General features: G+C 43.0%; 17 protein-coding genes, 1 rRNA gene and 2 riboswitches. Of the genes, 14 read left to right on the top strand and 4 right to left on the bottom strand.

Annotated elements, in window-relative coordinates:
* Positions 1-105: 105 nt before the first annotated feature.
* Positions 106-702, bottom strand: a complete 597-nt coding sequence (locus FZC76_RS20655) for an STAS domain-containing protein (protein ID WP_392396861.1) — start codon at positions 700-702, stop codon at positions 106-108.
* A gap of 33 nt (positions 703-735) precedes the next feature.
* Positions 736-939 (bottom strand): hypothetical protein, encoded by a 204-nt coding sequence (locus FZC76_RS20650; RefSeq protein ID WP_148990082.1) that lies wholly within the window; start codon positions 937-939, stop codon positions 736-738.
* Positions 940-1636: 697 nt separating this feature from the next.
* Here FZC76_RS20650 and FZC76_RS20645 point away from each other — a divergent pair.
* From FZC76_RS20645 to FZC76_RS20610, 8 genes are all read left to right on the top strand, one after another.
* Positions 1637-7567: a lamin tail domain-containing protein gene (locus FZC76_RS20645; protein ID WP_148990043.1), complete on the top strand. Its 5931-nt coding sequence runs from the start codon at positions 1637-1639 to the stop codon at positions 7565-7567.
* A gap of 234 nt (positions 7568-7801) precedes the next feature.
* Positions 7802-8353 (top strand): HD domain-containing protein, encoded by a 552-nt coding sequence (locus FZC76_RS20640; protein WP_148990042.1) that lies wholly within the window; start codon positions 7802-7804, stop codon positions 8351-8353.
* A gap of 1140 nt (positions 8354-9493) precedes the next feature.
* Positions 9494-10180: a response regulator transcription factor gene (locus FZC76_RS20635; protein WP_148990041.1), complete on the top strand. Its 687-nt coding sequence runs from the start codon at positions 9494-9496 to the stop codon at positions 10178-10180.
* Position 10181: 1 nt separating this feature from the next.
* Positions 10182-11189 (top strand): sensor histidine kinase, encoded by a 1008-nt coding sequence (locus FZC76_RS20630; RefSeq protein ID WP_148990040.1) that lies wholly within the window; start codon positions 10182-10184, stop codon positions 11187-11189.
* Positions 11190-11323: 134 nt separating this feature from the next.
* The gene (locus tag FZC76_RS20625) at positions 11324-12007 is read left to right on the top strand and encodes an ABC transporter ATP-binding protein (RefSeq protein WP_148990039.1); all 684 of its coding nucleotides are present in this window, start codon (positions 11324-11326) and stop codon (positions 12005-12007) included.
* The gene (locus FZC76_RS20620) at positions 12004-14586 is read left to right on the top strand and encodes an ABC transporter permease (protein WP_148990038.1); all 2583 of its coding nucleotides are present in this window, start codon (positions 12004-12006) and stop codon (positions 14584-14586) included. Before FZC76_RS20625 ends, FZC76_RS20620 begins: the two co-directional genes overlap by 4 nt.
* Before the next feature lie 136 nt (positions 14587-14722).
* Positions 14723-15004: a hypothetical protein gene (locus tag FZC76_RS20615; protein WP_187442172.1), complete on the top strand. Its 282-nt coding sequence runs from the start codon at positions 14723-14725 to the stop codon at positions 15002-15004.
* A gap of 91 nt (positions 15005-15095) precedes the next feature.
* Positions 15096-15464, top strand: a complete 369-nt coding sequence (locus FZC76_RS20610; RefSeq protein ID WP_148990036.1) for a VOC family protein — start codon at positions 15096-15098, stop codon at positions 15462-15464.
* Positions 15465-15600: 136 nt separating this feature from the next.
* On the opposite strand, the gene FZC76_RS20605 is transcribed toward FZC76_RS20610, so the two are convergent.
* Positions 15601-16002, bottom strand: a complete 402-nt coding sequence (locus FZC76_RS20605; RefSeq protein ID WP_148990035.1) for an anti-sigma regulatory factor — start codon at positions 16000-16002, stop codon at positions 15601-15603.
* Positions 16003-16142: 140 nt separating this feature from the next.
* Positions 16143-16835 carry a Na-translocating system protein MpsC family protein gene (locus FZC76_RS20600; protein WP_148990034.1) on the bottom strand — a complete coding sequence of 231 codons (693 nt, stop codon included), beginning with the start codon at positions 16833-16835 and terminating at the stop codon, positions 16143-16145.
* 371 nt (positions 16836-17206) lie between these two features.
* Between FZC76_RS20600 and FZC76_RS20595 the strand changes: the two genes are divergently transcribed.
* The 6 genes from FZC76_RS20595 to FZC76_RS20570 form a co-directional block, all read left to right on the top strand.
* On the top strand, positions 17207-18160 hold the full coding sequence (locus tag FZC76_RS20595) for an AAA family ATPase (RefSeq protein WP_222928524.1): 954 nt from the start codon (positions 17207-17209) through the stop codon (positions 18158-18160).
* Positions 18160-19374 (top strand): DUF58 domain-containing protein, encoded by a 1215-nt coding sequence (locus FZC76_RS20590; protein ID WP_148990033.1) that lies wholly within the window; start codon positions 18160-18162, stop codon positions 19372-19374. The genes FZC76_RS20595 and FZC76_RS20590 overlap by 1 nt, the downstream gene beginning before the upstream one ends.
* 2 nt (positions 19375-19376) lie before the next feature.
* Positions 19377-21599: a DUF4129 domain-containing transglutaminase family protein gene (locus tag FZC76_RS20585; protein WP_148990032.1), complete on the top strand. Its 2223-nt coding sequence runs from the start codon at positions 19377-19379 to the stop codon at positions 21597-21599.
* Between the two features lie 41 nt (positions 21600-21640).
* Positions 21641-21742: riboswitch (purine riboswitch) on the top strand.
* A gap of 393 nt (positions 21743-22135) precedes the next feature.
* The gene (gene guaA, locus FZC76_RS20580) at positions 22136-23656 is read left to right on the top strand and encodes a glutamine-hydrolyzing GMP synthase (protein WP_148990080.1); all 1521 of its coding nucleotides are present in this window, start codon (positions 22136-22138) and stop codon (positions 23654-23656) included.
* Between the two features lie 142 nt (positions 23657-23798).
* Positions 23799-23900, top strand: a riboswitch (purine riboswitch).
* Positions 23901-24032: 132 nt separating this feature from the next.
* Positions 24033-25358, top strand: coding sequence for an NCS2 family permease (locus tag FZC76_RS20575; protein WP_148990031.1), 1326 nt, complete (start codon positions 24033-24035; stop codon positions 25356-25358).
* A 440-nt stretch (positions 25359-25798) separates the two neighbouring features.
* Positions 25799-25959, top strand: a 16S ribosomal RNA gene (locus FZC76_RS20570); the annotation flags it as partial.

Genomic DNA, 25959 nt, shown 5'->3' with positions numbered 1-25959 from the left:
TTCCGCATGCTATATGAGAATACGAATAGTTCAATTTTTATTAACAATAGAAAAGGCTTTATATGCCATGAACAGCATATAAAGCCTTTTACTTATTGCTATTGCTTAAGAGCCTTTTCTAATCGACTGGATAGCTTGTTTAAGTGTCGATTTAAACGTAATGTCTTCAAAGGTACTTTGTAACAGGTTTACTTTTTTTGCAAGGTCTGGACGAATCCCTGTAAAGGTAACGCGGACTCCTACCAGTTTAAGAGAATTGGAGATAAGCATTAAATTTTCGACGCTTCTCGAATCGATGCGAGCAAGGCCGGATAAATCGATGATGATGTATTCTAATTCTCCCTTTGCCGCTTCAGCCAAAGTGTGTTCGATCACCCGAGACGTACGTTCAGAATCTACCTCCCCGATAAGCGGAAGGACAGCCATATCATCAAATATTGGGACTAGAGGCACGGAGAGCATTTGAACTTGTAAGTTTTTCTTTTGTAAATCCAGTACGTTTCCAAGCAATTTGGCCATTGCTTTAAATAAATCCTTGTGTTTCTCTGTAAAATGGAAGGGACGCAAATCCATTCCGCACAAGGTACCGTAATTCTCCCCATCCTTATAGTAAATGGGAACACCGATAAGCGATCCGCCCCCAAGATTTTTGGTAACTTCCATGTCTTTGGTTAGGTCAGATATGTTCAAATCTTCAATGATAAGTGGTTCCCGACCACTTTTAACAATAAACTGTCAATAGGAATCGCGGTATAATGTTTCAAACCCTGAGGGAAGCACAACATCATTACGATTGAAGGTATGTATAATGTTTACATCCTTTTTATCATTCTTTGCAATGAAAAAAGTGTTCACATCTACAAATTTACTAATCAACGCTAAAATTTCATCTGCCGCTTCTTCCATTGTTTCATAAACCAAGCTATGTGCATGCGTCATCGGTATCACCTGCCTTCCTTCTTACTCCCATCCTAACTTAGATATAGGAAAAAAGATACAAAATTGCGACAATGTTTTTACTTGGAAGGAAGTCGTGGGTTGAGAGAAGCGGTAGTTAGGTAACATATCAGACCCCGAATGATGGACATCGTCATTCGGGTTTTTGTTGTTTGAGAAATTATAAAATAATGGAATGCTGGATTCTTTGGGATGAAGACCTCCGTGACGAGGAAAAAGGAGGAGAGAGGTCTTCATCACCGTTATGAAGACCTTCGTGACGAGGAAAAAGGAGGAGAGAGGTCCTCATCACCGTTATGAAGACCTCCGTGACAAGGGAAAAGGGGGAGAGAGGTCCTCATTACCGATATGAAGACCTCCGTGACAAGGAAAAAGGAGGAGAGAGGTCCTCATCACCAATATGAAGCCTTTGGTGACAATGAAATTTCATTTAAATGGTCGAAGATAAATGCAAAGGGTAAGAACCGGCCAATGCCAATATTTTAAAGCTAGCGAAAAGCGAGAAACGTCCCAAAAGATTAAAATCCTACTTGGGCCGTGGTTTTAGGTCGCATCAGCAATTTTGGTCTAGACTTTCAAAACTACCCAGCTTTCCATAAATTTTACAACACCTTCATACCCACTTAACAATCCATCGGTAAAATTTTAAATGTTCAAAATAGTTCGGTGGAGGTTAGTGATGAGGAAAGAGAAGCGAAAGTTTGGTCGGAAGCTGCTGTCGTCTTTGATGATTATTACTATTGTGGGAACGAATTTTCAGCCGATTGTGCCACTCGGAGTGGTGCATGCGGAGGAAGAGGTTACAGAAACGGAAACGCCTCCTGTAGAAGAAAATGAGGAAACAACCCCGGAAGAAAATAGTGAGCCGGTCGAAAATACAGAGCCGCCTGCCGAGGAACAGGTAGAACCGCAGGATGTGGAAACGGTGGAAGAAGAGGTAACGGAAGAGCCTGTAAAAGAAGAGCCGGTAGTGGAAGAACCACAAACAGAAGTTGCACCTCCAGCAGAAGAGGAAGAAGTGGATGAACCAACGGAACAACCAGAAGAACCTACTGAAGAGCAACAAACGGAAGAGCAGGCCATCACAGAAGAGCTGGATTATAACCTGCTCCCTCATCTACTCATCACAGAAATTTCTCCAAACTCCGCTGGTGCTGGAACTGATTATTATGAGTACTATGAGCTCTACAATAATACAGATCAAGCGATTTCTACAGCGGATTTGAATTTTGTCTATACATACACCGATACAGGAAGGGAGATTCCTTTCCCTGTTCCTGACACGACCATTGAATCACAGGAAACACTGGTGTTTTGGTATAACACTGGAGACCGAAGCCTTGCTGATTTTAACCAGAACTATGGTTTGGCACTAACAGAAGACCAAGTGGTTTCTTTTAAAGATGTTTTTCCAGGCTTTGCGAACGGTGGAAACCGCGCCTTGGTGATCAAGGATAAGCAAGGGAAGGAATTGGTTTCTGCTAGTTATCTAGGAAGTGAGAATGATAACAACGGAGCGGGAATTGAGTATAAGTTTCCGGCGAGCGGGACGGTGATGGACAAGCATGCGGTTCTTGCATTGCCAACGCCAGGATCCATTGAAGCTCTTCAAGTACCTGAGCAGCCGGTAACAGTGGTAGAAGAGGAAGCGCCTGTCGTTGATCAAACACCGCCAGTGATTGCGCACACTGTCGTGACAGATGCGGAAAGGTTCACTGCCATCCCTGTTCATGCAACGATAACGGATGACGTTGGTGTCTCTGCGGCAACATTATTTTATAAAAAAGAAACAGAGGAAAGCTTCACGAGTCTAAGTATGCTTCAACAAGAGGAGACTTCTAACTATACTGCCGAAATTCCAGCTTCCAAAGTGGATGGACCAATCACCTACTATATCGAAGCAGCGGATGGAACGAACACAGCAGCTACGGAACCGTCTACTATTTCAGTTGAAGTCCCAGAAGAAACTTACAGTGAGCTGCCATTGCTCATCACCGAGCTGTCCCCGAACTCCAAAGGGGGAGGAACGGATTACTACGAGTTTTTTGAGGTGTACAACAATACGAATCAACCGATGAATCTGGCAAACTATTCTTTTGTCTATAAATATACGGACACGGGAAGTGAGCTGCCATTCCAGGTGCCTGCTGTGATTTTGGAGCCGCAGGAGGAACTCGTATTTTGGTATAACACCGGAAACAGGACGCTGGCTGAGTTTAACGAAAACTTTGGGCTGGCGCTAACGGAAGATCAGGTTGTCGAGTTCAAGGATGTCTTCCCTGGCTTTGCAAATGGAGGCAACCGTGCCCTTGTGATCAAAGATACAGATGGTGCGGAAGTCGTGTCGGCAAGTTATCTTGGCAGTGACAATGACAATAACGGAGCGGGCATTGATTATCTGTTCCCGACAAGCGGAACGGCGATGATGAAGTTGGAAGGACTGGCTGCGCCGACACCTGGTATGGCAAAGGAAAGCCAGGTCCCGACTAAGCCGGTGGAGCTGGAGGAAATCCCGGAAGATACAATGGCGCCTGTGGTGGAGCATACGCCTGTCACAAATGGCACTGCGTACTCGCCAATTCGGATTGAAGCGACCATTACAGATGATATGGCGAACCCTTTTGCGACTTTATTTTATAAAAAGAAAGGGGACGAGACATTTACTTCCTTGTCCATGAACCCAACGTCTGAAGGATCTTCTGTCTATAGTGCGGAAATACTTGGGGTGGATGTTTCGGGGGATGTCGTTTATTATGTGGAAGCTTCGGATGGTTGGAATGTTGCCAAGACGGATGAGTTCACGATTGAGGTAAAACAAATCGAAGTGGACTATCAGTCATTGCCGCCATTTTTGGTAACGGAAGTGGTTCCAGATTCAACAAATGTTGGATCGGCGGATGGCTATGAGTTCATTGAAATTTATAACAATACGAATCAGGATATGAGTTTTAAAGATTATAAGCTTTATTATCGTTACGGGGCGGAGAGTGCGACAGATGTGGTGTGGCCTTCGATTCCGGATGATGTGGTGATTCCATCCAAGGAAACGCTAGTATTCTGGATCATCAATGCGCAAAACCGCGAGCAGACCGTGGCGGATTTCAATGCCAATTACGGATCGGACCTAGTGGAGGATAAAAATATCGTTCGGATCTATAGTGACGGCATGGCCAATGGTGCGATGCGCGGACTTGTAGTGGCAACGAACTCGAAAAAGGAGCTTGCGGTCGCCTATTACAATGATGTTCCGAATGTGAAGGATACGGCAGCCAATATGGGTGTGTTATATCAATACCCGTTAGATGGCTCGACACAGATGATCAAGACAAGTGCGGCGGAAAAAGCGGCAACACCTGGTATGGTGGATGCTTCTCAAGTGCCTGCCGAAACGGTGGAAATGGAAGCAGATACGGTTGCGCCGACGTATGAAAATTTAACAAAGGTAACCGAGGTTGATCAGACGGAAAATATTGAAATCGTTCTAGATGCCCAGGATGATAAGGAAGTGAAGACGGTCCGTTTATTTTACCGGACGAACGACCAGACCGAGTTCAAACAAGCCATCCTGACAAAGGATTATAATGACTTGCTTTACCACTATACCGTCTACTCGCCTGAAATTATCGCAAAAGAATATGTAGAATATTATTTCGAGATTACAGATGGCATGAATGAGGTGACAACTGAAACGTATAAGGTGAATGTCACAACCGAATTAGATTTCTCCAGTCTCCGCTTGAATGTACAAGACGGTGAAATCCTTGCTGGGGAGAAGATATTGAAAGGGACTTCCAGCACGGATACTCCGGAAGATGTGAAGCTATTGATAGATGGGAAAGAAGTGGAAGGGGAAACGTTCCAAGCTGTTGAGCATACCTCTTATTTCGCATTTGAGGTAAGCGGCATCAATACCTTCTTCCAGAACGGGGTCACCATGGGAGATGAGGTTCTGCATATTTTTGATGATTGGATCAATGAATGGCAGACAATCACGGTTCCGATTAACCCGGACAAACTGGAGCTTGGGGACAACACAATTACGATTCGTGCGGGTAACAAGGCGTCCCCGTTTGACCTGGAGTCCGAGGACAACCGAGATGACTATAATTTGAGAAATGTCCGCCTCGTTTTGGCAGATGGAACGATCCTGCGCGATGCGGGGAAAAATGATCCCACTCAAGTGTTTGACATGGGCGATGACGGAACAGACCGTATTTTTGAAGAATTTACTTTTACGGTGACAGGGGAGCAGGCTCCTTCTAAATCCTATAAATGGGACACGACTTCTGTCTCGGACGGGGAGCATGTAGTTTCCGCCATGGATGCAGATGAGGAAATTTCAACTGCCGTAATGGTGGATAACACGGCTCCAAGCATCACGACTTCACTAGAAGAAGGCAAGGAATATAAGGGTGCTTTTACCATCGACGTAACAGCAACCGACGGGATAGCCGGGGTAAAAGAAACGAGGGTGTTCCTTGATGATAAGGTGATTGCGGTCCCTTTTGAGACGGCCTCTTCTAAGCTTTCGGCTGGCGAGCATACGTTGAAAGTCGTGGCGATCGATGAAGTAGGAAATGAAGCAGTAAAAGTGGTGCACTTCTCCGTTGTGAATGAAAATCCGTTGAAACCGGAACTGGTATCCCCGGCAGATGAGGCGGAAACACCAGTGGACGGCGACCCGACGTTAAAAGTGAAGGTGTCGGATCCGACTGACGATGATTTAGATGTTACTTTTTACGGTGGGTATAAGTACGATGTAACCCAAGGTGATCGTATGAAGGGCTTCAAAAATGCCAACGAAGTCGAGCCGCCGCAAACGATGGTTCCAGAGGGCGAGGAAGCTTTTACAGAAGAGGATATTGCCCTTGTTTCTAACGAAGACGGGGAATATCTCATCACGGATTCTTCTACAGAATTCCCTTATCACCGCTTTGATGTAACGGTGGACGATTCTGTTCATGAAGGGGATTCGGTCGAGCTTGTTTGGAAGGGGAACTCCCTTGAAGGCAGAAAAGTGACGATGTATGCCTGGAACCACACGTCCAACAAGTGGGAGATTATTGATTATAAGATTGCTGGAACGGAAGACTTTGGCCTGCAAGGAGAGATCGCAGTCGCTGATTTTGTAAAAGAAAGCAACATCAACGTGCTGGTTCAGGATGAAATTCCAGCCTCCCCTGAAGAGTATGATTATACGTTTGTCTGGATGTCAGACACGCAGTATTACTCGGAAAGTTTCCCGCACATCTATGAAAGACAAACCGAATGGATAGCGGAAATGGAAGAGGAAATGAAAATTGAATATGTGTTCCACACGGGAGATCTTGTAAATATGCCCGATCAAGAGTCCCAATGGAATTATGCGGATCAGTTTATGGGCGTCTTGGACGAGAACGAAATTCCATATGGCGTGCTGGCAGGAAACCATGACGTGGACCACAAAACGAATGACTACACACAGTATTATAAATATTTTGGAGAAGATCGCTTTAAGGACAAGCCTTATTACGGCGGTAGTTATAAAAATAACCGCGGTCATTATGACCTTATTTCCTCCAACGGAAATGACTATATCATGGTGTATCTCGGTTGGGGTGTGGAAGACGAAGGAATTGCCTGGATGAATGAGGTGCTTGCTGCCCATCCAGACCGCATGGCGATCTTGAATTTTCATGAGTACTTGCAGGCAACGGGAGTGCGCCATCCGCTTGGTGACAAGTTGTATGAGGAGGTTGTGCTGCCAAATGAAAATGTGTTTGCGGTGTTGAGCGGCCATTATCATGAGTCGCAGTTGTTGGTTGATGCAGTAGATGATGACGGTGACGGTGCGCCTGACCGCCAAGTTTATCAAATGCTTGCCGACTATCAAGCAGGTCCAGAAGGCGGACAGGGCTTCATGCGACTGCTGCATTTTGATACGGACAATAACCGGATTGTCGTAAATACGTACTCTCCGTATCTGGATCAGTATAACTATTATGATACGGAAACCTATCCAGGTAAGGATGAGTTTGTGCTTGAGTTAGACCTTCAGCCAAAAGAAAAGCGAGTGGCAACAGATTATTTTGCGGTAAACGTTTATACGGAAGTGGAAATTGGCAAGCAAGTAGCCGTTTCGAGCGGAAGTGTGGCAGAAATGGTGTGGGAAGGGCTTGCGGAAAATGAGCGTTATTGGTGGTATGTTGTGGTGGAGGATGAGCACACTGGGGTGACTACGTCGGATATTTGGACTTTCACTAAGGGGAAAGTGGTGGAAGGGCCGGATCCGTCTGAGCCAGGAGAACCAGGAGAACCGGGGAAACCGGGGACACCGGGGATACCAGGTGGAAATCCTGGAGGGCCAAGTAATCCAGGTACAGGTACGCCTGGGCCGGTGAATCCAAAGCCTGGGCAACCTGGAAAACCTGCAGATCCGGTTAAGGTAAATAATCCCGCAGCTCCAGGCAAGGGCGATGAGAAGAAAAACGAACAAGGAAAGAAACAGAGTGGAGAGAAGCTTCCGAACACGGCTACTAATCTATATGACTTTTATGTCATCGGGTTTATTTTGCTGGTGATGGGAGTAGGGTGTTTGGTGGTTGTGAGAAAGAGAAGAAGATTGTTATAGAGTTATAGGTCAGACACATGGAATCATTTGGATTTCATGTGTCTTTTTTATATGAGTCAGTATAAACTTAAAAGAAGAGATGTCTGATTTTATTTCAGATTGAATAGTAATTTTTAAACAAACGTTTGAACAAATCGAATTTTGTTATTGAACGTAAGGGCTTAAAATCGTTTCGGGAAATATCGACTATTTTCGAATGGTATATGAAAATAACAAGGTAGGGGAGTGTTATATATGAAACTAGTTGAAAAAGCCATTATTTTCGCTGCTATGGCACATAAAAACCAGACAAGAAAAGGGACGGAGACACCCTATGTCACGCATCCTTTTGCGGTTGGGATGATGTTGCAAGGTGCCGGTTGCTCTGAAGAAGTGGTTGCTGCTGGAATTTTGCACGACACACTAGAAGATACGGAAGCTACTTATGATAGTTTGGTGAAAGAGTTCGGTGCCCCTGTAGCAAATCTAGTTGTGGCTGCTTCTGAAAATGACAAAAGTCTTTCTTGGGAAGACAGAAAACAACACACCATTGATGGGTTAAAAGATGCATCGATGGATGAATTGCAAGTGATCGTTGCGGATAAGTTACATAATTTACGCTCCATTCGAACGGACCTTGAAGAGCATGGGGAAGTGATTTGGGGGCGGTTTAATAGAGGGAAACAGAAGCAGCACTGGTACTATGCAAGCATTGTGAAGGCATTGGCTCCTAGGAAAGATGCGTTTAAGTTGATTGGTGAATTGGAAAAGGAAGTTAGAAAAGTTTTTGGTTTTGTAGAGTTGTAGAAGGAGAGGCTTGCTTAGGGGTTATGAAGACGTCTGTGCAGTGAAACTGGAGGAAGAGAGGTCTTCATCGAGGGTATGAAGACGTCTGTGCGGTGAAACTGGAGGAAGAGAGGTCTTCATCGGGGTTATGAGGACATCTCTGAGGTGAAACTGGAGGAAGAGAGGTCTTCATAGGGGTTATGAAGACGTCTGTGCGGTGAAACTGGAGGAAGAGAGGTCCATCGAGGATATGAAGACGTCTGTGCGGTGAAACTGGAGGAAGAGAGGTCTTCATCGAGGGTATGAAGACGTCTCTGGGGTGAAACTGGAGGAAGAGAGGTCTTCATCGAGGGTATGAAGACGTCTCTGCGGTGAAACAGGAGGAAGAGAGGTCTTCATCGGGGTTATGAGGACATCTCTGAGGTGAAACTGGAGGAAGAGAGGTCTTCATCGAGGGTATGAAGACGTCTGTGCGGTGAAACAGGAGGAAGAGAGGTCTTCATCGAGGGTATGAAGACGTCTGTGCGGTGAAACAGGAGGAAGAGAGGTCTTCATCGAGGTTATGAAGACGTCTGTGCAGTGAAACTGGAGGAAGAGAGGTCTTCATAGGGGTTATGAGGACATCTCTGAGGTGAAAATGGATGCAGAGAGGTCTTCATCGAGGGTATGAGGACATCTCTGAGGTGAAAATGGATGCAGAGAGGTCTTCATCGAGGGTATGAAGACGTCTCTACCGCAAAAAACAAGGTCTTCATCCAGTGCCCCTGCTTTCCAACTTCTAGATAATAGAAAAAAGAGTCTACTTCTTCTCCTTAACCCCTGCTCATATATTTATGTAAGAATATGTAAGAGTTGCAACCATCCCTAGAGTAGTGCCTAAGTGAATAGTAATTTTTAAACAAACGTTCGATTAAGCTGATTTTTTTTGTTGTGATAAGGGCCTTGAAATTGCATCGAGTAATATCGACTATTTTTGCATAGTATAGTAGAAAAATGTTTTATGGACAGCTAAACAAGGTGGTGCAAATATGCATCACCTTTACATTTGTATCCGTTTGCCATGCCTCAAGATAATTTCAGTGCTTGTGAAAAAGACGTTTTTGACGCGAAGGAAGAGATAAAATATGATAAAAGAAAAGGTCTTGGTTGGGGTGTTGAAAGATGAGAGTGTTGTTGGTTGAGGACGATAGGACGATTGCTACTGGTTTGGAGTATTCTCTTCGGCAGGAAGGGTATGAGACCATTCTTTGTCATGATGTTCAATCAGCAGAGTCAGCGATCGGTGATAGACTTAGTGAGATAGATCTATGTTTATTTGATTTGTCTTTACCTGATGGAAGCGGGTATGACCTTTGCGAACAGGTGAAGAAGCGTGAGGACAAACCGGTGATTTTTCTTACGGCCTTTGATGATGAGGTAAATGTGGTGATGGGGCTGGATATGGGAGCGGACGATTATATTACGAAGCCGTTCAGGATCCGTGAGCTCCTTTCCCGCATTAAGTCGGTCTTACGACGTTACCATAAGCAGCCTGAGCAGGCAAAAAGCTACATAGATATCGAGAATATCCGCATTAATTCATTAGAAGGCAAGGTATTCAAAAATGGGGAAGAGGTCCTGCTGACTGCATTGGAATACCGGTTGTTGATGATCTTTGCCAACCATATCGGGCAGGTGCTGACAAGAGCCCAGCTGCTTGACCGGATTTGGGATGTGGCAGGGGATTTTGTCAATGACAATACGCTGACCGTCTACATTAAGCGGTTGCGGGAAAAGCTGGAGGACAACCCTCAAAGCCCTGTGATCATCAAAACCGTTCGTGGAATGGGCTATAAGGCAGGTCAATGAAATGTGGCGTAACAGAGAGATCCAACTATACATAGTCATCATGGTCTTGATTGGCGCTGTAGCCAGCGTGGCAGCAGGATTCTTCCTGTCCATATCTGCTGCAATACTTATTCTCACAACCACCATGTTGCTCATTACTTGCAGTTTGATTTTCACCAAGTGGAGGTACCGTGAAATTGAAAAACTTTCAGGGTATTTACGCCGTATCAGCAATGGTGATTATGAATTGGATGTTCGTGACAATCATGAGGGCGAACTGAGTATTTTAAAAAGCGATATCTATAAAGTTACCCTTATGCTTTCTGAGCAGCGCACCTATTTGGAAGAGGATAAAGTCAAATTAACAAATGCGATTTCCGATATTTCGCATCAATTGAAAACTCCGCTTACCTCCATGATGGTCATGGCCGATTTGCTCAGCGATAATAAGCTCGATGAATTGAAGCGTGCTGAATTCACACAAAATATCCGTGTGCAATTAGAAAGAATCGAGTGGCTTGTGTCCTCTCTTTTAAAATTATCTAAAATTGATGCGGGCACTGTTATTTTTAAAAAAGATAAAGTTTCAGTACGCGCGCTTATAGATAGGGCAGTGCAGTCGGTGTTGATTCCCATGGATATCAAGGAGCAGACTTTATTGGTGCAAGGGGATGAGTTTGTTAATTTTACAGGGGATAATCACTGGACGGCAGAGGCATTGATTAATATTTTGAAAAACTGTGTGGAGCATACTTCAACAGGCGGCCAAGTTTCCATTTCCTTTTCGGAAAACCCACTTTATACAGAGATAAAAGTAAAGGATAATGGGCATGGAATCCCAAAGGAAGATCTCCCCTATATCTTCAGGCGTTTTTATAAAGGAAAAAATGCAGGAGAAGATAGCGTGGGAATTGGGCTTGCCATGGCATACAGCATCATCACAAGTCAGCAGGGGGATATTGAGGTCAGAAGCGAACAAGGCAAGGGTACCGAGTTTCATATTAAGTTTTATAACAAGGCTCGCACCTGATATAAGGGGATAGGTTCGTCCTGTTGGACATGAATCTGTCCCCTTAAGTGACTAAACTGTCACTTAGGAAGTCACCTTATAGTCATCTTAGGCAGATATATTAAAGATACATTTAACATATGGAGGCGAATGCGATGAGCATTTTACAAATAGAAAATCTGTCTAAGGTATATGGTAAGGGAGATACAGCGGTAAAAGCATTGGATAATGTATCATTTTCGGTGAAAAAGGGAGAATTTGTGGCGATTATCGGTCCATCCGGATCTGGTAAATCAACGTTGCTTCATTTACTGGGTGGTGTGGACAGACCGTCAAGTGGCAAGGTGCTTGTAGATAATACGGATATCTACCAATTGAATGAAACACAGCTGGCGATATTCAGACGCAGGCAAATCGGATTGATCTATCAGTTTTATAATCTAATCCCGATTTTGACAGTAGAAGAGAACATGACACTGCCATTACTATTGGATGAACACAAAGTGGACCAGAAACAATTCAGTAATATTGCATCCACCCTTGGATTGGATCATCGTCTGAATCACTTGCCCAATCAGCTTTCCGGTGGACAACAGCAGCGTGTATCTATCGGAAGGGCCCTCATCAGCAATCCGGCGATCATTCTGGCGGATGAGCCGACGGGTAATTTAGATAGTAAAAATAGCGGCGAGATCATGGAACTTTTGAAAATGTTTAATAAAACCTATAATCAGACCCTTATCGTCATTACCCATGATGAAAGGATTGCGCTGCAGGCTGATCGTGTCATTGAAATCAACGATGGAAAAGTTGCGAAGGACGAGGTGATTCGTCCATGAACATCATCAATAAGCTGACATTAAGGCATCTGAAGAAAAATAAGAGAAGGACGTTGGTGACGATTATTGGTGTCATCATCTCGGTTGCGATGGTGATGGCTGTTGCGACGCTTGGAGTCTCTTTTCTCGACCTTTTTAAAAGGCAAAGCATTGCAGACAGCGGAGAGTGGCATGTTCAATATAAAAACGTCACCAGTAATCAAATAAAAACTATCGAAGAAGATGGGAATACGGAAAAATTGATTCTTTCCAGCGATATGGGGTATGCACTGTTGGAAGGGGATGAGATAAGTGATAAGCCTTATCTCTTTTTTAAAGGATACAATGAGGAAGGGTTGGAACAATTTCCTATAAAGTTAACCAGTGGACGCCTGCCTGAAGCGGCAAATGAAGTAGTCGTGTCTGATCATATTGCGAAAGACACAGGGATTAACTATGAAATTGGCGCTGAGATGGCCGTTGATATTGGAAATCGTATGTTGGAAGGTGAGCCGGATGCTTTGCTGCAGAACGATACGGTTCAAAGGGATGAAGAGGGATTCCTTGAAGACTTGGATATACACTCAACAGAAACTTTCACTGTTGTAGGAACAATTGAAAGGCCTTCTTGGGAGGAGCCGTGGGCACCCGGATATACGGTGATCAATTATATCGATCAGGAAAATCTGAATAAAGCGGTAAATGTTGATGCCGTTGTGGTGGTAAAGGATTTAACCCGTTCCATTTTTAAACAAGCGGAACAATTGGCACAACAAAACGATATAGTTGGGGTAGGTTTCAATGAGGAGCTGCTCCGATATTATGGAATCTCAGATAACGATAATCTCCATACGACCATGTATTCTTTGGCAGGTATCATTATTGCTGTCATAGTGATTGGTTCGGTATCTCTGATATATAATGCTTTTGCAATTAGCGTATCAGAACGGGCAAGGCATTTGGGGATGCTTTCAAGTGTTGGGGCAACCAAGAAACAAAAGCGTAATTCGGTATTCTTTGAAGGGGCCGTCATTGGGTTGATCAGTATCCCAATCGGTGTCTTAGCGGGGCTTGGTGGGATAGCAATTACCTTTATGTTCATCAATACCTATATAGCGGGTGCATTGGCAACAAGTGTTAAGCTCGAAGTAGTTGTCACACCGCTTTCTGTTCTGGTTGCCTGTTTAATTTCAAGCACCACCATCTTCATTTCCACCTACCTGCCTGCCCGTAAAGCATCCAAAGTTTCGGCCATTGATGCAATCCGCCAGACACAGGATATAAAGCTGACGGGCAAAGCGGTCAAGACATCCAAGCTGGTAAGGAAAATATTCGGCTTGGAAGCGGAAATCGGACTGAAAAATGTAAAAAGGAATAAGAAAAGGTATTATGCCACATTGTTTTCACTTGTTATCAGCATCATCCTTTTTCTAACCGTATCGTTCTTTACGGCGAATTTAAGCACATCGGTGGAAATGTCACAGGAAGGCATTGACTTTGATATTTTAGTTTCAGATAGTAGCGGAGACATTTCCGGTTTGGAGTCGTTGGTACAGTTAGAAGGTGTCACGGAACATAGTCTTCATAAGTCCGTCCAGCTGACGTCCTTAATAGATGAAGAGATGTTTCCTCCTTTATTAGTTGAACGTATAAAAAAGGAGAATTGGGCACTCCAAGAAGGAAAACACCCATATTATATTAATTTATACGGTTTAAGCGAAAGCAGTTTTCAAGAGTATGCAGAGAGAGTAGGAACAGATCCTGCGAATTATCAGGACCCTAATAACCCGAAGGCTATCATTATTAATACAATCTCCTATCATGATTACGAAGCATCTAAGTTTGTTGAAACGGAATCGATTCAAACAAAGCCAGGTGATAAGCTGGAGCTACTATTTACAGACTATGATACAAACGAAAACACTACTCTTTCGGACTTGGAAATCGGCGCACTCACAGACGAACTCCTAATGGGAATCAGAACTGCAACACTTGGCGGTTTGGATGTCATTGTCCCCATGGAAACGTTCGATAGTATCCTTAATGATGGTGCGGCAAATCAAGTCCAATCCTATCTGTATTTGAATAGCAGTGATCCAATGGAGATGCAAGAAACGTTGGAGGAAGTCGTCCCTTCTTCTATGTATATCTATAACGCGGTACAAAGCAGAGAGCGTGATCAACAAATGATCATGTTCCTATCGGTATTCACCTATGGATTCATCGCCTTGATTTCCTTGATCTCCATCGCCAATATCTTTAATACCATTTCTACCGGTATCTCCTTGCGAAAAAGGGAATTTGCGATGCTAAAGTCTGTTGGAATGACCCCGAAAGGTTTTAACAAAATGATTAATTACGAAAGCATCTTTTATGGAGTCAATTCCCTCCTGATTGGTCTGCCAATCAGTATAGGTGTTATGTATTTATTGCATCGCTCTGTAAATGTAACCTTTGAATATGGTTTTAGCCTGCCGTGGCTGGATATCCTGTTTGTGATAACTGCCATTTTCGTTATCGTCAGCTCGGCCATGCTATATTCCACTTCAAAAATTAGAAAAGAAAACATTATTGATGGGTTAAAACAAGAGAATATATAAGGAATTAGATGGGATGACGAGAGTAAGATAAAAAGGTGATGCGCATGTGGCATCACCTTTTAATTTTGGAAACTTTTTCTTGGTTGGTGCGTAAGTCTATATGGATAATAGCTTTTTTATGATAGGAGGAGTATATATGAATTATGAGCATATTAAAGAACTAAAGATTCTTAACGCAGCACTAATAATTGGTGGTTTGGTGTTAATGTTTCTAAGTGTTACCTTTGGTACGGCGATAGGGGATTCGTGGTTGGATGGCGTAGGTGGTATGGCTGATACAAGTAATTATGAAAGAATAGTCGACACCCAAACCAACAATTTCGTCATTATAGGGAGTATCCTTTTTGGTGCAGGAGTACTTACTTCACTAGGTACCTTTTATTTTTCTGCACGATACATAAAAGGTGAAGAAGAATAAGAAAAGCTTATAGGCATTCATAAAATAACAGTTATTTCTATGACCACCTCTTTTAAGTAAGATGAAAGTATAAACAAAAGGAGGGGTTACCTTGTCATTTACTATCAACAAAATTGATCATGTCCAGCTTGCCATGCCAAAGGGGATGGAGGGTGATGCGCGTAGATTCTATGGTGAGATTTTGGGTTTTGAAGAAATAGAAAAGCCGGAGTCACTTGGAAAAAGAGGCGGCGTGTGGTTTAGTAACGGGGCCGTTCATCTTCATTTAGGCGTGGAGGAGCCTTTTGTTCCTGCTAAAAAAGCACATCCGGCATTTGAGGTGCACCGAATAGAAGATTTTAAAAGGTATTTAAGTTCACAGGCGCTGGAATACACGGTGGACGAGAATCTTCCTGGGGCAAATAGAATTTACGTAAGTGATCCTTTTGGAAACAGGCTGGAGTTTTTGGAGTGGGTTTGAGTTCTAAGTACAAAAAATAACGGGGATTATTCAATAAAAGCTTTGAATTATTCAATAAATGCAATTCACCGTGTCAGGAGAAGTGAGGTGGGTCGAGGAGCCTGTCCCCGCAACCCCAAGGCCACCCCACAGCCCTCTACCCCCGCAACCACTTCACCATTTCAATCCTGGTTCCTTGCTCGATCACGGAATCTATCAAAAATTCATCCATCATTCTTTTTACTCCGGGTAGGCCGGCGCCTAGGCTGTCGGAGGTGGAGTAGCCGTCTTCCATTGCTTTGCCAATGCTGGTTATTCCGGGTCCGTTATCTATTACAATTACGCATAATCCGGGGGCGTATTTATGTATTACTTCAATGGATACGGTGCCGGATCCGGCATATTTGACCACGTTCCGCGCGAGTTCTGAGATGGCGGTTGTGATTCGTACTTGATCAATATAGTTAAAGCCCATACCAGTGGCTATTTCACGTCCAAGCTTTCTTACATAAATGATATCTTTGTCGTCTTTGATGGTGAGTTGGTGTTTAATTTCCATCCTTTTATCCCTCCTGGGGTAAAGCAAATTTCCATAAGCGGAGAGGTAAGCTGTTAACAAAAAAAGCCAAAGAGAGGGCAGGTAAGTACTGCCTTCTCTTTGGCTTATGTCTAGTTCCATGCCTAGATCATTACTGCCGGTTATGTTTTCTGTGGTGCTAAAATAAACACGATAATGCTTTTGTCTAAGCTGAAGTCCCAGTTAACAAATATTTCGGTGATGTCCCTTTTCAACAGTTGTTGAAAGGATGGCTTTGCTTGGAATAGAAGTTTTTTCTCCAGTTTCCGTTTTGCAAGAGTCAATGCTTCTTCAAATCCCAGTTCAATGAGCTGTTCCTCTATTTGAACGAGGATGCCCTCCCGAATGACAATGAGTGTGCGGTCGTTCAACATATGGGAATATGTAATGTCCGGATGTTTCTCTGCTTCGGCGCTAATCTTGGTAATGATGGTTTCCATTTCTCGTCGGTTTGGATAGTTGTATTCAAAGAATTTCTCTGCTTTTCCCTCGACTCCGACCAAAAGGCCAGATCCGTTCTCGAAAGTCCAATCATAGTAAAACTCTTTTATCGGTAATCCCGTGACGGAATGAATTATTTCTTTAATTTTCTCATTCAGTTTGCGCATCATTTTATCCCGAATTTCTTCAACTGTCATCGTGTGATTGTCTTCTAGCAGCATATTTTCGATTGGAGATAGAAAATGGCGCAAATAGATGATGACATAAGGAGATGCGATGGTTACAAAAACAGCCTCGGGCCCTTTTCCGAAGTGTTTCCTAAGTAACCTTCCTATTTCACTCGATAATTCGGATTGCTGCACTTTCACTTCCATTGTCTCATCCCTTTAAGAACAAGGAGTTTGGCCCTGTGCTCTGTGAAGATTTTAAGGGATGCATGATTAAAAAAGTTTAACCCTTTTGATATAAGGGTAAATGTTTAAGTTGATTACACCCTCTTATATGTAAAAAATTCTACACGGAATCCGAAATTCCTTCTTTGTAATTTGATATTCTTTGCTATTTTTTCCCTGAGAGCGATTAGTACCATTCGCTCTACTTTTTTTGTTATTCTATATATAGGGAAAATTGAAACTATTTGCATGGGTATTAAAGGGTTTTTCTGACAGAAAAGCGAATATAGTGTAGATTAGGTGTTAAATGTTGTCGATTTATATATAAATATAGAATCTAGGGGGTACGGATTTTGGAAACTACACCATTACAAGTAAAACGAATATTGGACAATATTGGCAATGTAATGATTGGTAAAGAACATGTAGCAGAATTAAGTATTGTTGCTTTGCTTGCGGGAGGACATGTGCTGCTTGAGGATGTACCTGGAGTTGGGAAGACATTAATGGTGAGATCTCTTGCCAAATCCGTCGGTGCAAATTTCAAACGTATCCAGTTCACACCTGACCTTTTGCCTTCAGATGTAACAGGAAGCTCCATCTATAACCCTAAAGAATTGAAATTCGAGTTCAGACCTGGCCCAATTATGGGGAATATTGTCCTAGCGGATGAAATTAACCGAACTTCTCCTAAAACACAAGCGGCTCTGTTAGAGGGAATGGAAGAGGGAAGTGTCACGGTGGATGGAAACACCCTGTCATTAGGAAGCCCGTTTTTCGTAATGGCAACACAAAACCCAATTGAATATGAAGGAACGTATCCATTGCCTGAGGCACAACTTGACCGCTTTTTATTCAAAATGAATATGGGCTATCCGTCGCCTCAGGAAGAAGTGAATATTTTACATACAACGGAAAAGAAACAACCGATCAATGAGTTGCAATCGGTTATTACTTTGGAAGAACTTCAGGAAATGCAGAAGCAGGTAAAAGAAGTGCATGTGGATGTGACGGTAAAAGAATATATCGTTGACTTGGTCAATCGTACTCGTACTCACCAGTCCGTCTATTTAGGCGCAAGTCCGCGTGGTTCAGTGGCGTTGATGAAAGCGGCCCAAGCGTATGCTTTTATACATGGCAGAGATTATGTGCTTCCGGATGATATTCAATATTTGGCTCCTTATGTGTTGCCGCATCGGATTATCCTTAAATCTGAGGCGAAGTTTGAGGGGATGACAGCAGAGCAAGTGGTGAAAAAGGTGATTGACCGCACGCCAATTCCCGTTCAAAGGTCGATGAGCAGATAATGAAGGCATTTTTTCAGAAAGCTAAAAAAATCTGGAAATTGGTTTCTTTTCTGCTGTTGGTAGTCACCACCTTTGTTTATGCTATGTTCCAAGGCGGGTTTGTCAGCTGGTTTTTATTCGTGAGCTTTCTCCCGTTTGCCTTGTATGCTTTCTTCATTTTAGTGTATCCGCTCAAGGATTTTGAAGTGTCAAGAACGATCAATCAGGAAAAATACCGTGCCGGCGATAGGTTAATAGGGACTATAACGCTTAGGAGAACGGTGCCGGTACCGCTTGCGTATCTTTTAGTAGAAGAAATTCTACCAAATGACCTATTATTCTGTCAGCAAACAAAGCAGGCAAAGCGGATTCTTTTTCCGTGGTTTAAAAGCACCATCACCATTCAATATGCCTTAGACCGTGTACCGCGCGGAGAACATACATTGACTGGGATCCGTTTGGTGACAGGTGATTTCCTCGGCTTGATTGAAAAAGAGAGAACAATAGAATTGGAACAGCACTTTTTGGTGTATCCAAGCTATGCAGACATGACATATAGGCAACACGAAAATAAGTTTGATCAAGGGTCCACGTCCTCCAAAATGAAAATGGTTCGTGATACATCGATGACGGTAGGTGTCAGGGAGTATCAGCCTGGGGACAGATTCTCTTGGATTGATTGGAAAGCGACCGCGCGTCGTAACGATATTATGACAAAGGAATTTGAACAGCAGCAATCCCATGATGTTATGTTGTTTATTGATCGTTCCCAAAGCGCCTCGTTTGAAAGTGCGGTCAGCTATAGCGCTGCCATGACCAAAGCTATCCTCAAGTATGGATCCCAGGTTGGCCTTGTGTCGGTTGGGGAAGATCGATCGGTTTACTCGTTGCGAAGCGGGGAAGAACAATTTGCAGGGATTTATTATCACCTGGCGAAAATCCAACCGAACAGCAAAAGGGATTTCTCCAAAGTGATTGAAATGGAAATCGGCAAATTCCAACCAACCGTTACATTTATTTTTATCACAGGCAAACTTAACAGGAGCATGGTAGAAAGTCTTGAGAAACTCTCTACTAGACACCTGCATCTAGAAGTCCATCTTACAAAGGATGAGGGAGTTCGTTTGACGAAAGAAGAACTTTCCTACATGGACCTGTTAAAACGGAGAAATATTTTGATAAAGACCGTCTATCCGACTATGCCGAAAAGTCCCATCATAAGTGAGGTGAGTTAGCGATGGCAAAATCCAACCCCTATCAGCGAAACGGTTATGCCTTACTCATGCATGTATTCGGATTTATCTTGTTATTAGAATGGATCCTGCCGTTAAAGGAGGTAACAAATACCGCGAACTTATATGTGTTCGTTGTGTTCCTTCTAATATCTTTTTCGCTTTCCTTTTTGCAAATACTTCCACTCCTAAGCTTTTTCGTTCATCTCGGGTTTATGTTTTATTTTATCCATATCCTCTATATAGATGGAAAGTTTCTGAGTAAGGACTGGTTTGCATACCTTTGGAATGATTTGAAATATAACGTGAATGTTATATGGGCACAAGATTGGATTGCGATGACAGGGATGTTTAGAAGTATCCTGCTGTTTATCCTGCTTTGGCTTGTAAGTTATCTCGTAATCTACTGGATCTTGTATCGAAAACAGATGTTGTTATTTGTTATATTCACCATCACCTATGTTGCCATTCTTGATACCTTTACACCGTATCAAGGGAATGAAGCGATTATGCGGTTGATTGTTGTTGGACTATCCATTGTTGGGTTTGTCCATTTAGAGAGATTGAAAGAAAGGGAAGGGGTATATAGAAGCGGCAAACTCCTGATTGGATGGGGAGTTCCACTGATTATCTTTATTCTCCTTTCCGCTACTGCCGGTTACTTCTCGCCTAAAGCTGCACCTATATGGCCGGATCCTGTGCCTTTTTTAAAGGGAATCGGAAATGGAGACGGTCCTGGAACTGGTGGCGGTGTGCGTAAAATCGGCTATGGAGAAAATGATTCCCGCCTTGGTGGCCCGTTTGTCCCGGATGATAGCGTCGTTTTCCAAGCAGAGCTGACGCGCACTCACTATTGGCGAGTGGAAACAAAAGACATTTATACCGGAAAAGGCTGGGATTCAACTGAAGGGGAACGAGCGGAACTTAATAGGGGGCTCAATGATCAGGTCACTTGGATGAGCGATGAGGTTCCGACAGATGCCTATTCTGCAACATTGACGATGGAGAAAACTTATCCCCATATCAATTATCCGCTTGGATTAAATGAAATACAAGTGGAAGAAGAGGGGATTAATTTTAGTCTAAACGACAGTACGGAAAAAATCCGTACGTTGGATGAAGAGGGAGATCCCATTGAATTAGAAGAATACAGTGTGAACTATGATTTTCCAAGGTATTATATAGAAGCATTAAAGGGAGCACAGCCTGGAACTGGTGAAGAAAGCAACGAAGAGTTTGTGGATCGTTATACTCAGTTGCCTGATAGTTTGCCAGACAGGGTGGTCGACCTTGCGGAAGAAATAACCGGGTCGTTTACTTCACGCTTTGATAAAGTCAATGCGGTGGAAAGATATTTCCGCAACAACGACTTTGTTTATGAAACTACAGAAGTTGCCGTTCCAGCAGGGGACGAGGATTATGTGGATCAATTCCTGTTTGAAACGATGCAAGGGTATTGCGATAATTTCTCGACTTCCATGGTCGCCCTATTACGTGCTGTCGACATACCGGCAAGATGGGTAAAGGGGTATACGCAAGGTGAGTTTGTCGATGTCACAGATAATAACACAAGGCTTTTTGAAGTAACAAACAACAACGCCCACTCTTGGGTGGAAGTCTACTATCCGGAAGTTGGCTGGGTAACATATGAACCAACAAGCGGATTCTCTAACCCATATAGCTTTGTGTATCAGTCTGTAGAAGAGAATACAGGAGAAACGACAGAGGAAGAAGATACTATTGAACAACCGCAACAGCCAGAGTCAGATCCAAGCAATATTCCTGAACTGGATCCTGGGGAAGATGAAGAGGCTGCCGGAGCATCCGGTTCTAATGGTGGAACGTGGAATTTTGCGGATATTTCTTGGAAGCCAGTAGCACTTTTCATGGCGTCGTTACTTGCTGCAGGTGCCGTGCTATTTTTTGCCCGAAATAAGTGGATTCCTTATTACTATATCTTGCGCTATAAAGGAAAGAAGGATGAGGGTACCTTTAATAAAGCGTATCCTGCCTTGTTAAGACAGTTGCATTCCATCGGTCTTACACGAAGAGAAGGTCAGACACTTCGCGAATATGCCAAGTATATCGATGACTATTACAGCACTGGAGATATGCAATCCCTCACTGCTCGTTACGAACGTGTCCTTTACCGCGGCGATTCCTCTGAACAAGAATGGGAGAAATCGGTGGAATTATGGGAAAATTTAATTAAAAAGACATCATCTTGACCTAGTAGAAACACACTGATAGAATAAGGTCAAATTAATACAACTATAATTTTTAGTGGCTTCATATATCCTCGATAATATGGTTCGAGAGTCTCTACCGGGTTGCCGTCAACTACCCGACTATGAAGGCAGTTCTATTCCTGGTAGGGTGCATTATATTTATATAAGTTCCCACTAGCAAACTAGAATTCTGCCTTCTTATGTATATATGAGGGGAAGATTCTAGTTTTTTTGTGTTTTAAAGGGTATTTCAACTTTTAAATGTGATAGTTTATCCACCTGTAGATTGGAGTGTAAAGTGTGAGACTCCTTAGGGAGATAGCGTTAGGCGGAGACCTCACAGGCGAAGCCGAGGAGGCTCCAGCAGCGACACTAGGAAAGTGAACACCTGGAACGGAAATCTACAGGAGTTAAACAGAGTGCCCTTTTGAAAACGAAAGGCATATCTTTCCTTTTTTAGGTCAAAATAAACGAAAAGATATGCTCCGAAAAATAATAAACTTATGAGGTGAATTCGGGTGGAAGGTATCCAAGAAATGGTCGTCGTCCTTGACTTCGGCAGTCAATATAACCAACTAATCACACGTCGTATCCGTGAGTTCGGTGTCTACAGCGAACTACATCCACATACGATTACAGCAGAAGAAATTAAAAAAATGAACCCAAAAGGAATCATCCTTTCTGGCGGACCAAACAGTGTCTATGGGGAAAACTCCTTCCGTTGTGACGAAGAAATCTTTGAACTTGGCATCCCTGTTTTAGGTATTTGTTACGGCATGCAGCTGATGACGATGCACTTTGGCGGAGTAGTAGAAAAAGCAAGTCACCGTGAATACGGAAAAGCTCTTGCAACTGTTTCTAACCAATCTGCGTTGTATCAAGATATTCCGGAACAGCAAGTTGTATGGATGAGTCATGGTGACTTAGTTGTTTCAGAACCGGAAGACTTTGATGTTGACCTTACTAGCCCAGCATGTCCAATTGCCGGAATCAGTAACGAAGAAAAGAAAATGTACGGTGTTCAATTCCATCCAGAGGTACGTCACTCTGTGTATGGAAACGATCTATTAAGAAACTTCGTGTACAACGTTTGTGGTTGCACAGACAGCTGGACAATCGAGAACTTCCTTGAAATCGAAATGCAAAAAATCCGTGACGTTGTCGGCGACAAAAAGGTACTCTGCGCACTAAGTGGCGGAGTAGACTCTTCGGTTGTAGCTGTGTTGATTCACAAAGCAATCGGTGACCAATTGACTTGTATTTTCGTAGACCACGGTCTATTACGTAAAAACGAAGCGGATGCTGTAATGAAGACGTTTAGTGAAGGTTTCAACATGAACGTTATCAAAGTAGATGCAAAAGACCGCTTCCTTAACAAGCTAAAAGGTGTTTCTGACCCTGAGCAAAAACGTAAAATTATTGGTAACGAATTTATCTATGTATTTGATGACGAAGCTTCTAAATTAGAGGGCATCGACTATCTTGCACAAGGTACGCTTTATACAGATATCATTGAGAGTGGTACGGCAACCGCACAAACCATCAAATCTCACCACAATGTTGGCGGGCTTCCAGAGGACATGCAGTTCCAACTGATTGAACCGTTGAACACATTGTTCAAAGATGAGGTTCGTGCACTAGGAACAGAACTGGGCATTCCGGACGAAATCGTTTGGCGCCAGCCATTCCCAGGCCCTGGTCTAGGAATCCGTGTGCTTGGTGAAATATCTGATGAAAAACTAGAAATCGTTCGTGAATCCGATCATATCCTTCGTGAAGAAATTAAAAAAGCTGGTCTTGACCGCGATATCTGGCAATACTTCACGGTACTTCCAGACATCCGCAGTGTCGGAGTAATGGGAGACCAACGTACGTATGATTACACAATCGGTATCCGTGCGGTGACATCCATTGATGGAATGACGTCCGATTGGGCGCGTATCCCTTGGGATGTGCTAGAAGTAATCTCCACGCGTATTGTCAACGAGGTAGACCACATCAACCGTGTGGTTTATGACATTACAAGTAAGCCACCTGCAACAATTGAGTGGGAATAATAAATAAAAAAGCCGACTGGGATCCCCTGGTCGGCTTTTGATTTGGGTTAAAAACGAACATTGGTAAAAATTATTTGTCGAATGTTCGTTTTTTATGTTGACGAATCTTTGTGAGCTTGGTAATATAAAAACTGAAATTATCATACATTTATAGTTCAAATCTCGTATAAATTTGGGAATATGGCCCAAAAGTTTCTACCAGGCTACCGTAAACAGCTTGACTACGAGGTAATAGGAACTAGGTGGTACATGTATCTGAATTTATTAGATGAATGTTATCACTACTTCCTATCCTCGTCAGTTAAATGTTAGCGCTCCTGGTTTATGCCAGGGGCGTTTTCATGTTTGTACGAATTATCTTGAGGAGGATTTTTGCATGAAGAATTATTTTGAGTTTGAGAAACACGGTACTAGCTACAAAACAGAATCCATTGCGGGACTAACGACATTCCTGGCAATGGCCTATATATTGATAGTAAATCCACTAATGCTATCTTTGGCAAGCGTAGGGGATTATCCGGATGCTCTTCGCATGGATCAAGGTGCCATCTTTACAGCGACAGCACTATCCGCAGCAGTTGGTTGCTTAATCATGGGCCTCTATGCAAAATACCCAATCGCACTTGCACCGGGTATGGGTCTTAATGCATTCTTCGCTTATTCTGTTGTACTTGGGATGGGCATTCCTTGGCAAACAGCACTAGCAGGCGTATTAGTTTCTGGTATCATCTTTATCTTTTTAACACTATTCGGTATTCGCGAAAAAATCATCAATGCTATTCCAGCAGAATTAAAATATGCAGTTGGAGCAGGTATCGGGTTATTCATTACATTCATCGGTTTACAAAATGCCGGCGTTATCGTCGGAGACGAAGTAGTACTTGTGGCATTAGGAGATCTAACAAACGGTAATACATTATTAGCAATCTTCGGTCTAGTAATCACAGTTATTCTTATGGTAAGAGGCATTAAAGGCGGAATCTTCTTCGGGATTGTCATTACAGCAGTAGTTGGAATGCTATTTGGCCTAATTGACAGACCTGCTGCAGTTGTCGGGTCAGTTCCAAGTATCGATTCTACATTCGGTGCAGCGTTTGCTAGTTTAGGAGATATCTTCACGATCCAAATGCTAGTTGTTATCCTTACATTCTTATTCGTAGATTTCTTTGACACGGCTGGTACGCTTGTAGCCGTTGCAAACCAAGCAGGTTTCATGAAAGACAACAAACTTCCACGTGCAGGAAAAGCACTTTTCGCAGACTCTGCAGCAACAGTAGCCGGAGCGGTACTTGGAACATCCACTACCACTTCCTACATTGAATCATCTTCCGGTGTAGCAGCTGGAGGTAGAACAGGATTCGCATCTGTCGTAACAGCAGGATTGTTCTTATTATCACTAGTATTCTTCCCATTGCTTTCTGTCATCACTGAACCAGTAACTGCACCAGCACTAATCATTGTCGGTGTGTTGATGGTATCAGCATTAGGAAAAATTAATTGGAACAAATTTGAGATTGCAGTACCTGCATTCTTAACAGTTATTGCAATGCCATTAACATACAGCATCGCAACAGGTATTGCAGTAGGATTTATCTTCTACCCGATCACGATGATCATGAAGGGCAGAACGAAAGAAATTCACCCAATCATGTATGCATTGTTTGTCATCTTCGTTCTGTATTTTGTTTTCTTGGTTGAATAGTTTAAAAGAAGGCTTTAAACCCCTGCTAAAATATGGCAGGGGTTTTTTCTGTTAGTTGGGTTTAAGGAAATGTATAGGTGGTACCGAATATATAAGAGGTCACTCTTGCTTTTATATATAGAAGAAAGTCCTCTTAAAATAGTAATTTAAAATTATATTAAAAAAGTAGTTGACCGTGTTAAGGTAAGCATGGTATATTATTATTCGTTGCTGCAAAACACGATTTGTTAACTCGCTGTAATGCGCGCAACAAAAACTTAAAAAAACATGTTGACGAGAAACGCACAGCATGGTATAGTAATTAAGTCGCCACGGAGCGACAGAAAATGATCTTTGAAAACTAAACAAAACAACAGCGTCATAACGTCGGTTCTACGGAACACGACAAAATGATTTTAAGTAACACAAGCTAGCAAATTTTGAGCAAAAGCTCAGACTCTTTATTGGAGAGTTTGATCCTGGCTCAGGACGAACGCTGGCGGCGTGCCTAATACATGCAAGTCGAGCGGACCTTTTAAAAGCTTGCTTTTGAAAGGTCAGCGGCGGACGGGTGAGTAACACGTGGGCAACCTGCCTGTAAGACTGGGATAACTTCGGGAAA

The organism is Sutcliffiella horikoshii, from assembly GCF_008180725.1.
Lineage (GTDB): Bacteria > Bacillota > Bacilli > Bacillales > Bacillaceae_I > Sutcliffiella_A > Sutcliffiella_A horikoshii_B.
Note: the sequence above shows the minus strand (reverse complement) of the source record. Positions and strands in the feature narration are given on the sequence as shown.

Bases quoted from the DNA above. Each gene is read 5' to 3' on its own strand.
- FZC76_RS20650 (WP_148990082.1), bottom strand. From the start codon at position 939: ATGACGCATGCACATAGCTTGGTTTATGAAACAATGGAAGAAGCGGCA.
- FZC76_RS20645 (WP_148990043.1), top strand. From the start codon at position 1,637: ATGAGGAAAGAGAAGCGAAAGTTTGGTCGGAAGCTGCTGTCGTCTTTG.
- FZC76_RS20640 (WP_148990042.1), top strand. From the start codon at position 7,802: ATGAAACTAGTTGAAAAAGCCATTATTTTCGCTGCTATGGCACATAAA.
- FZC76_RS20635 (WP_148990041.1), top strand. From the start codon at position 9,494: ATGAGAGTGTTGTTGGTTGAGGACGATAGGACGATTGCTACTGGTTTG.
- FZC76_RS20630 (WP_148990040.1), top strand. From the start codon at position 10,182: ATGTGGCGTAACAGAGAGATCCAACTATACATAGTCATCATGGTCTTG.
- FZC76_RS20625 (WP_148990039.1), top strand. From the start codon at position 11,324: ATGAGCATTTTACAAATAGAAAATCTGTCTAAGGTATATGGTAAGGGA.
- FZC76_RS20620 (WP_148990038.1), top strand. From the start codon at position 12,004: ATGAACATCATCAATAAGCTGACATTAAGGCATCTGAAGAAAAATAAG.
- FZC76_RS20615 (WP_187442172.1), top strand. From the start codon at position 14,723: ATGAATTATGAGCATATTAAAGAACTAAAGATTCTTAACGCAGCACTA.
- FZC76_RS20605 (WP_148990035.1), bottom strand. From the start codon at position 16,002: ATGGAAATTAAACACCAACTCACCATCAAAGACGACAAAGATATCATT.
- FZC76_RS20600 (WP_148990034.1), bottom strand. From the start codon at position 16,835: ATGGAAGTGAAAGTGCAGCAATCCGAATTATCGAGTGAAATAGGAAGG.
- FZC76_RS20590 (WP_148990033.1), top strand. From the start codon at position 18,160: ATGAAGGCATTTTTTCAGAAAGCTAAAAAAATCTGGAAATTGGTTTCT.
- FZC76_RS20585 (WP_148990032.1), top strand. From the start codon at position 19,377: ATGGCAAAATCCAACCCCTATCAGCGAAACGGTTATGCCTTACTCATG.
- guaA (WP_148990080.1), top strand. From the start codon at position 22,136: ATGGTCGTCGTCCTTGACTTCGGCAGTCAATATAACCAACTAATCACA.
- FZC76_RS20575 (WP_148990031.1), top strand. From the start codon at position 24,033: ATGAAGAATTATTTTGAGTTTGAGAAACACGGTACTAGCTACAAAACA.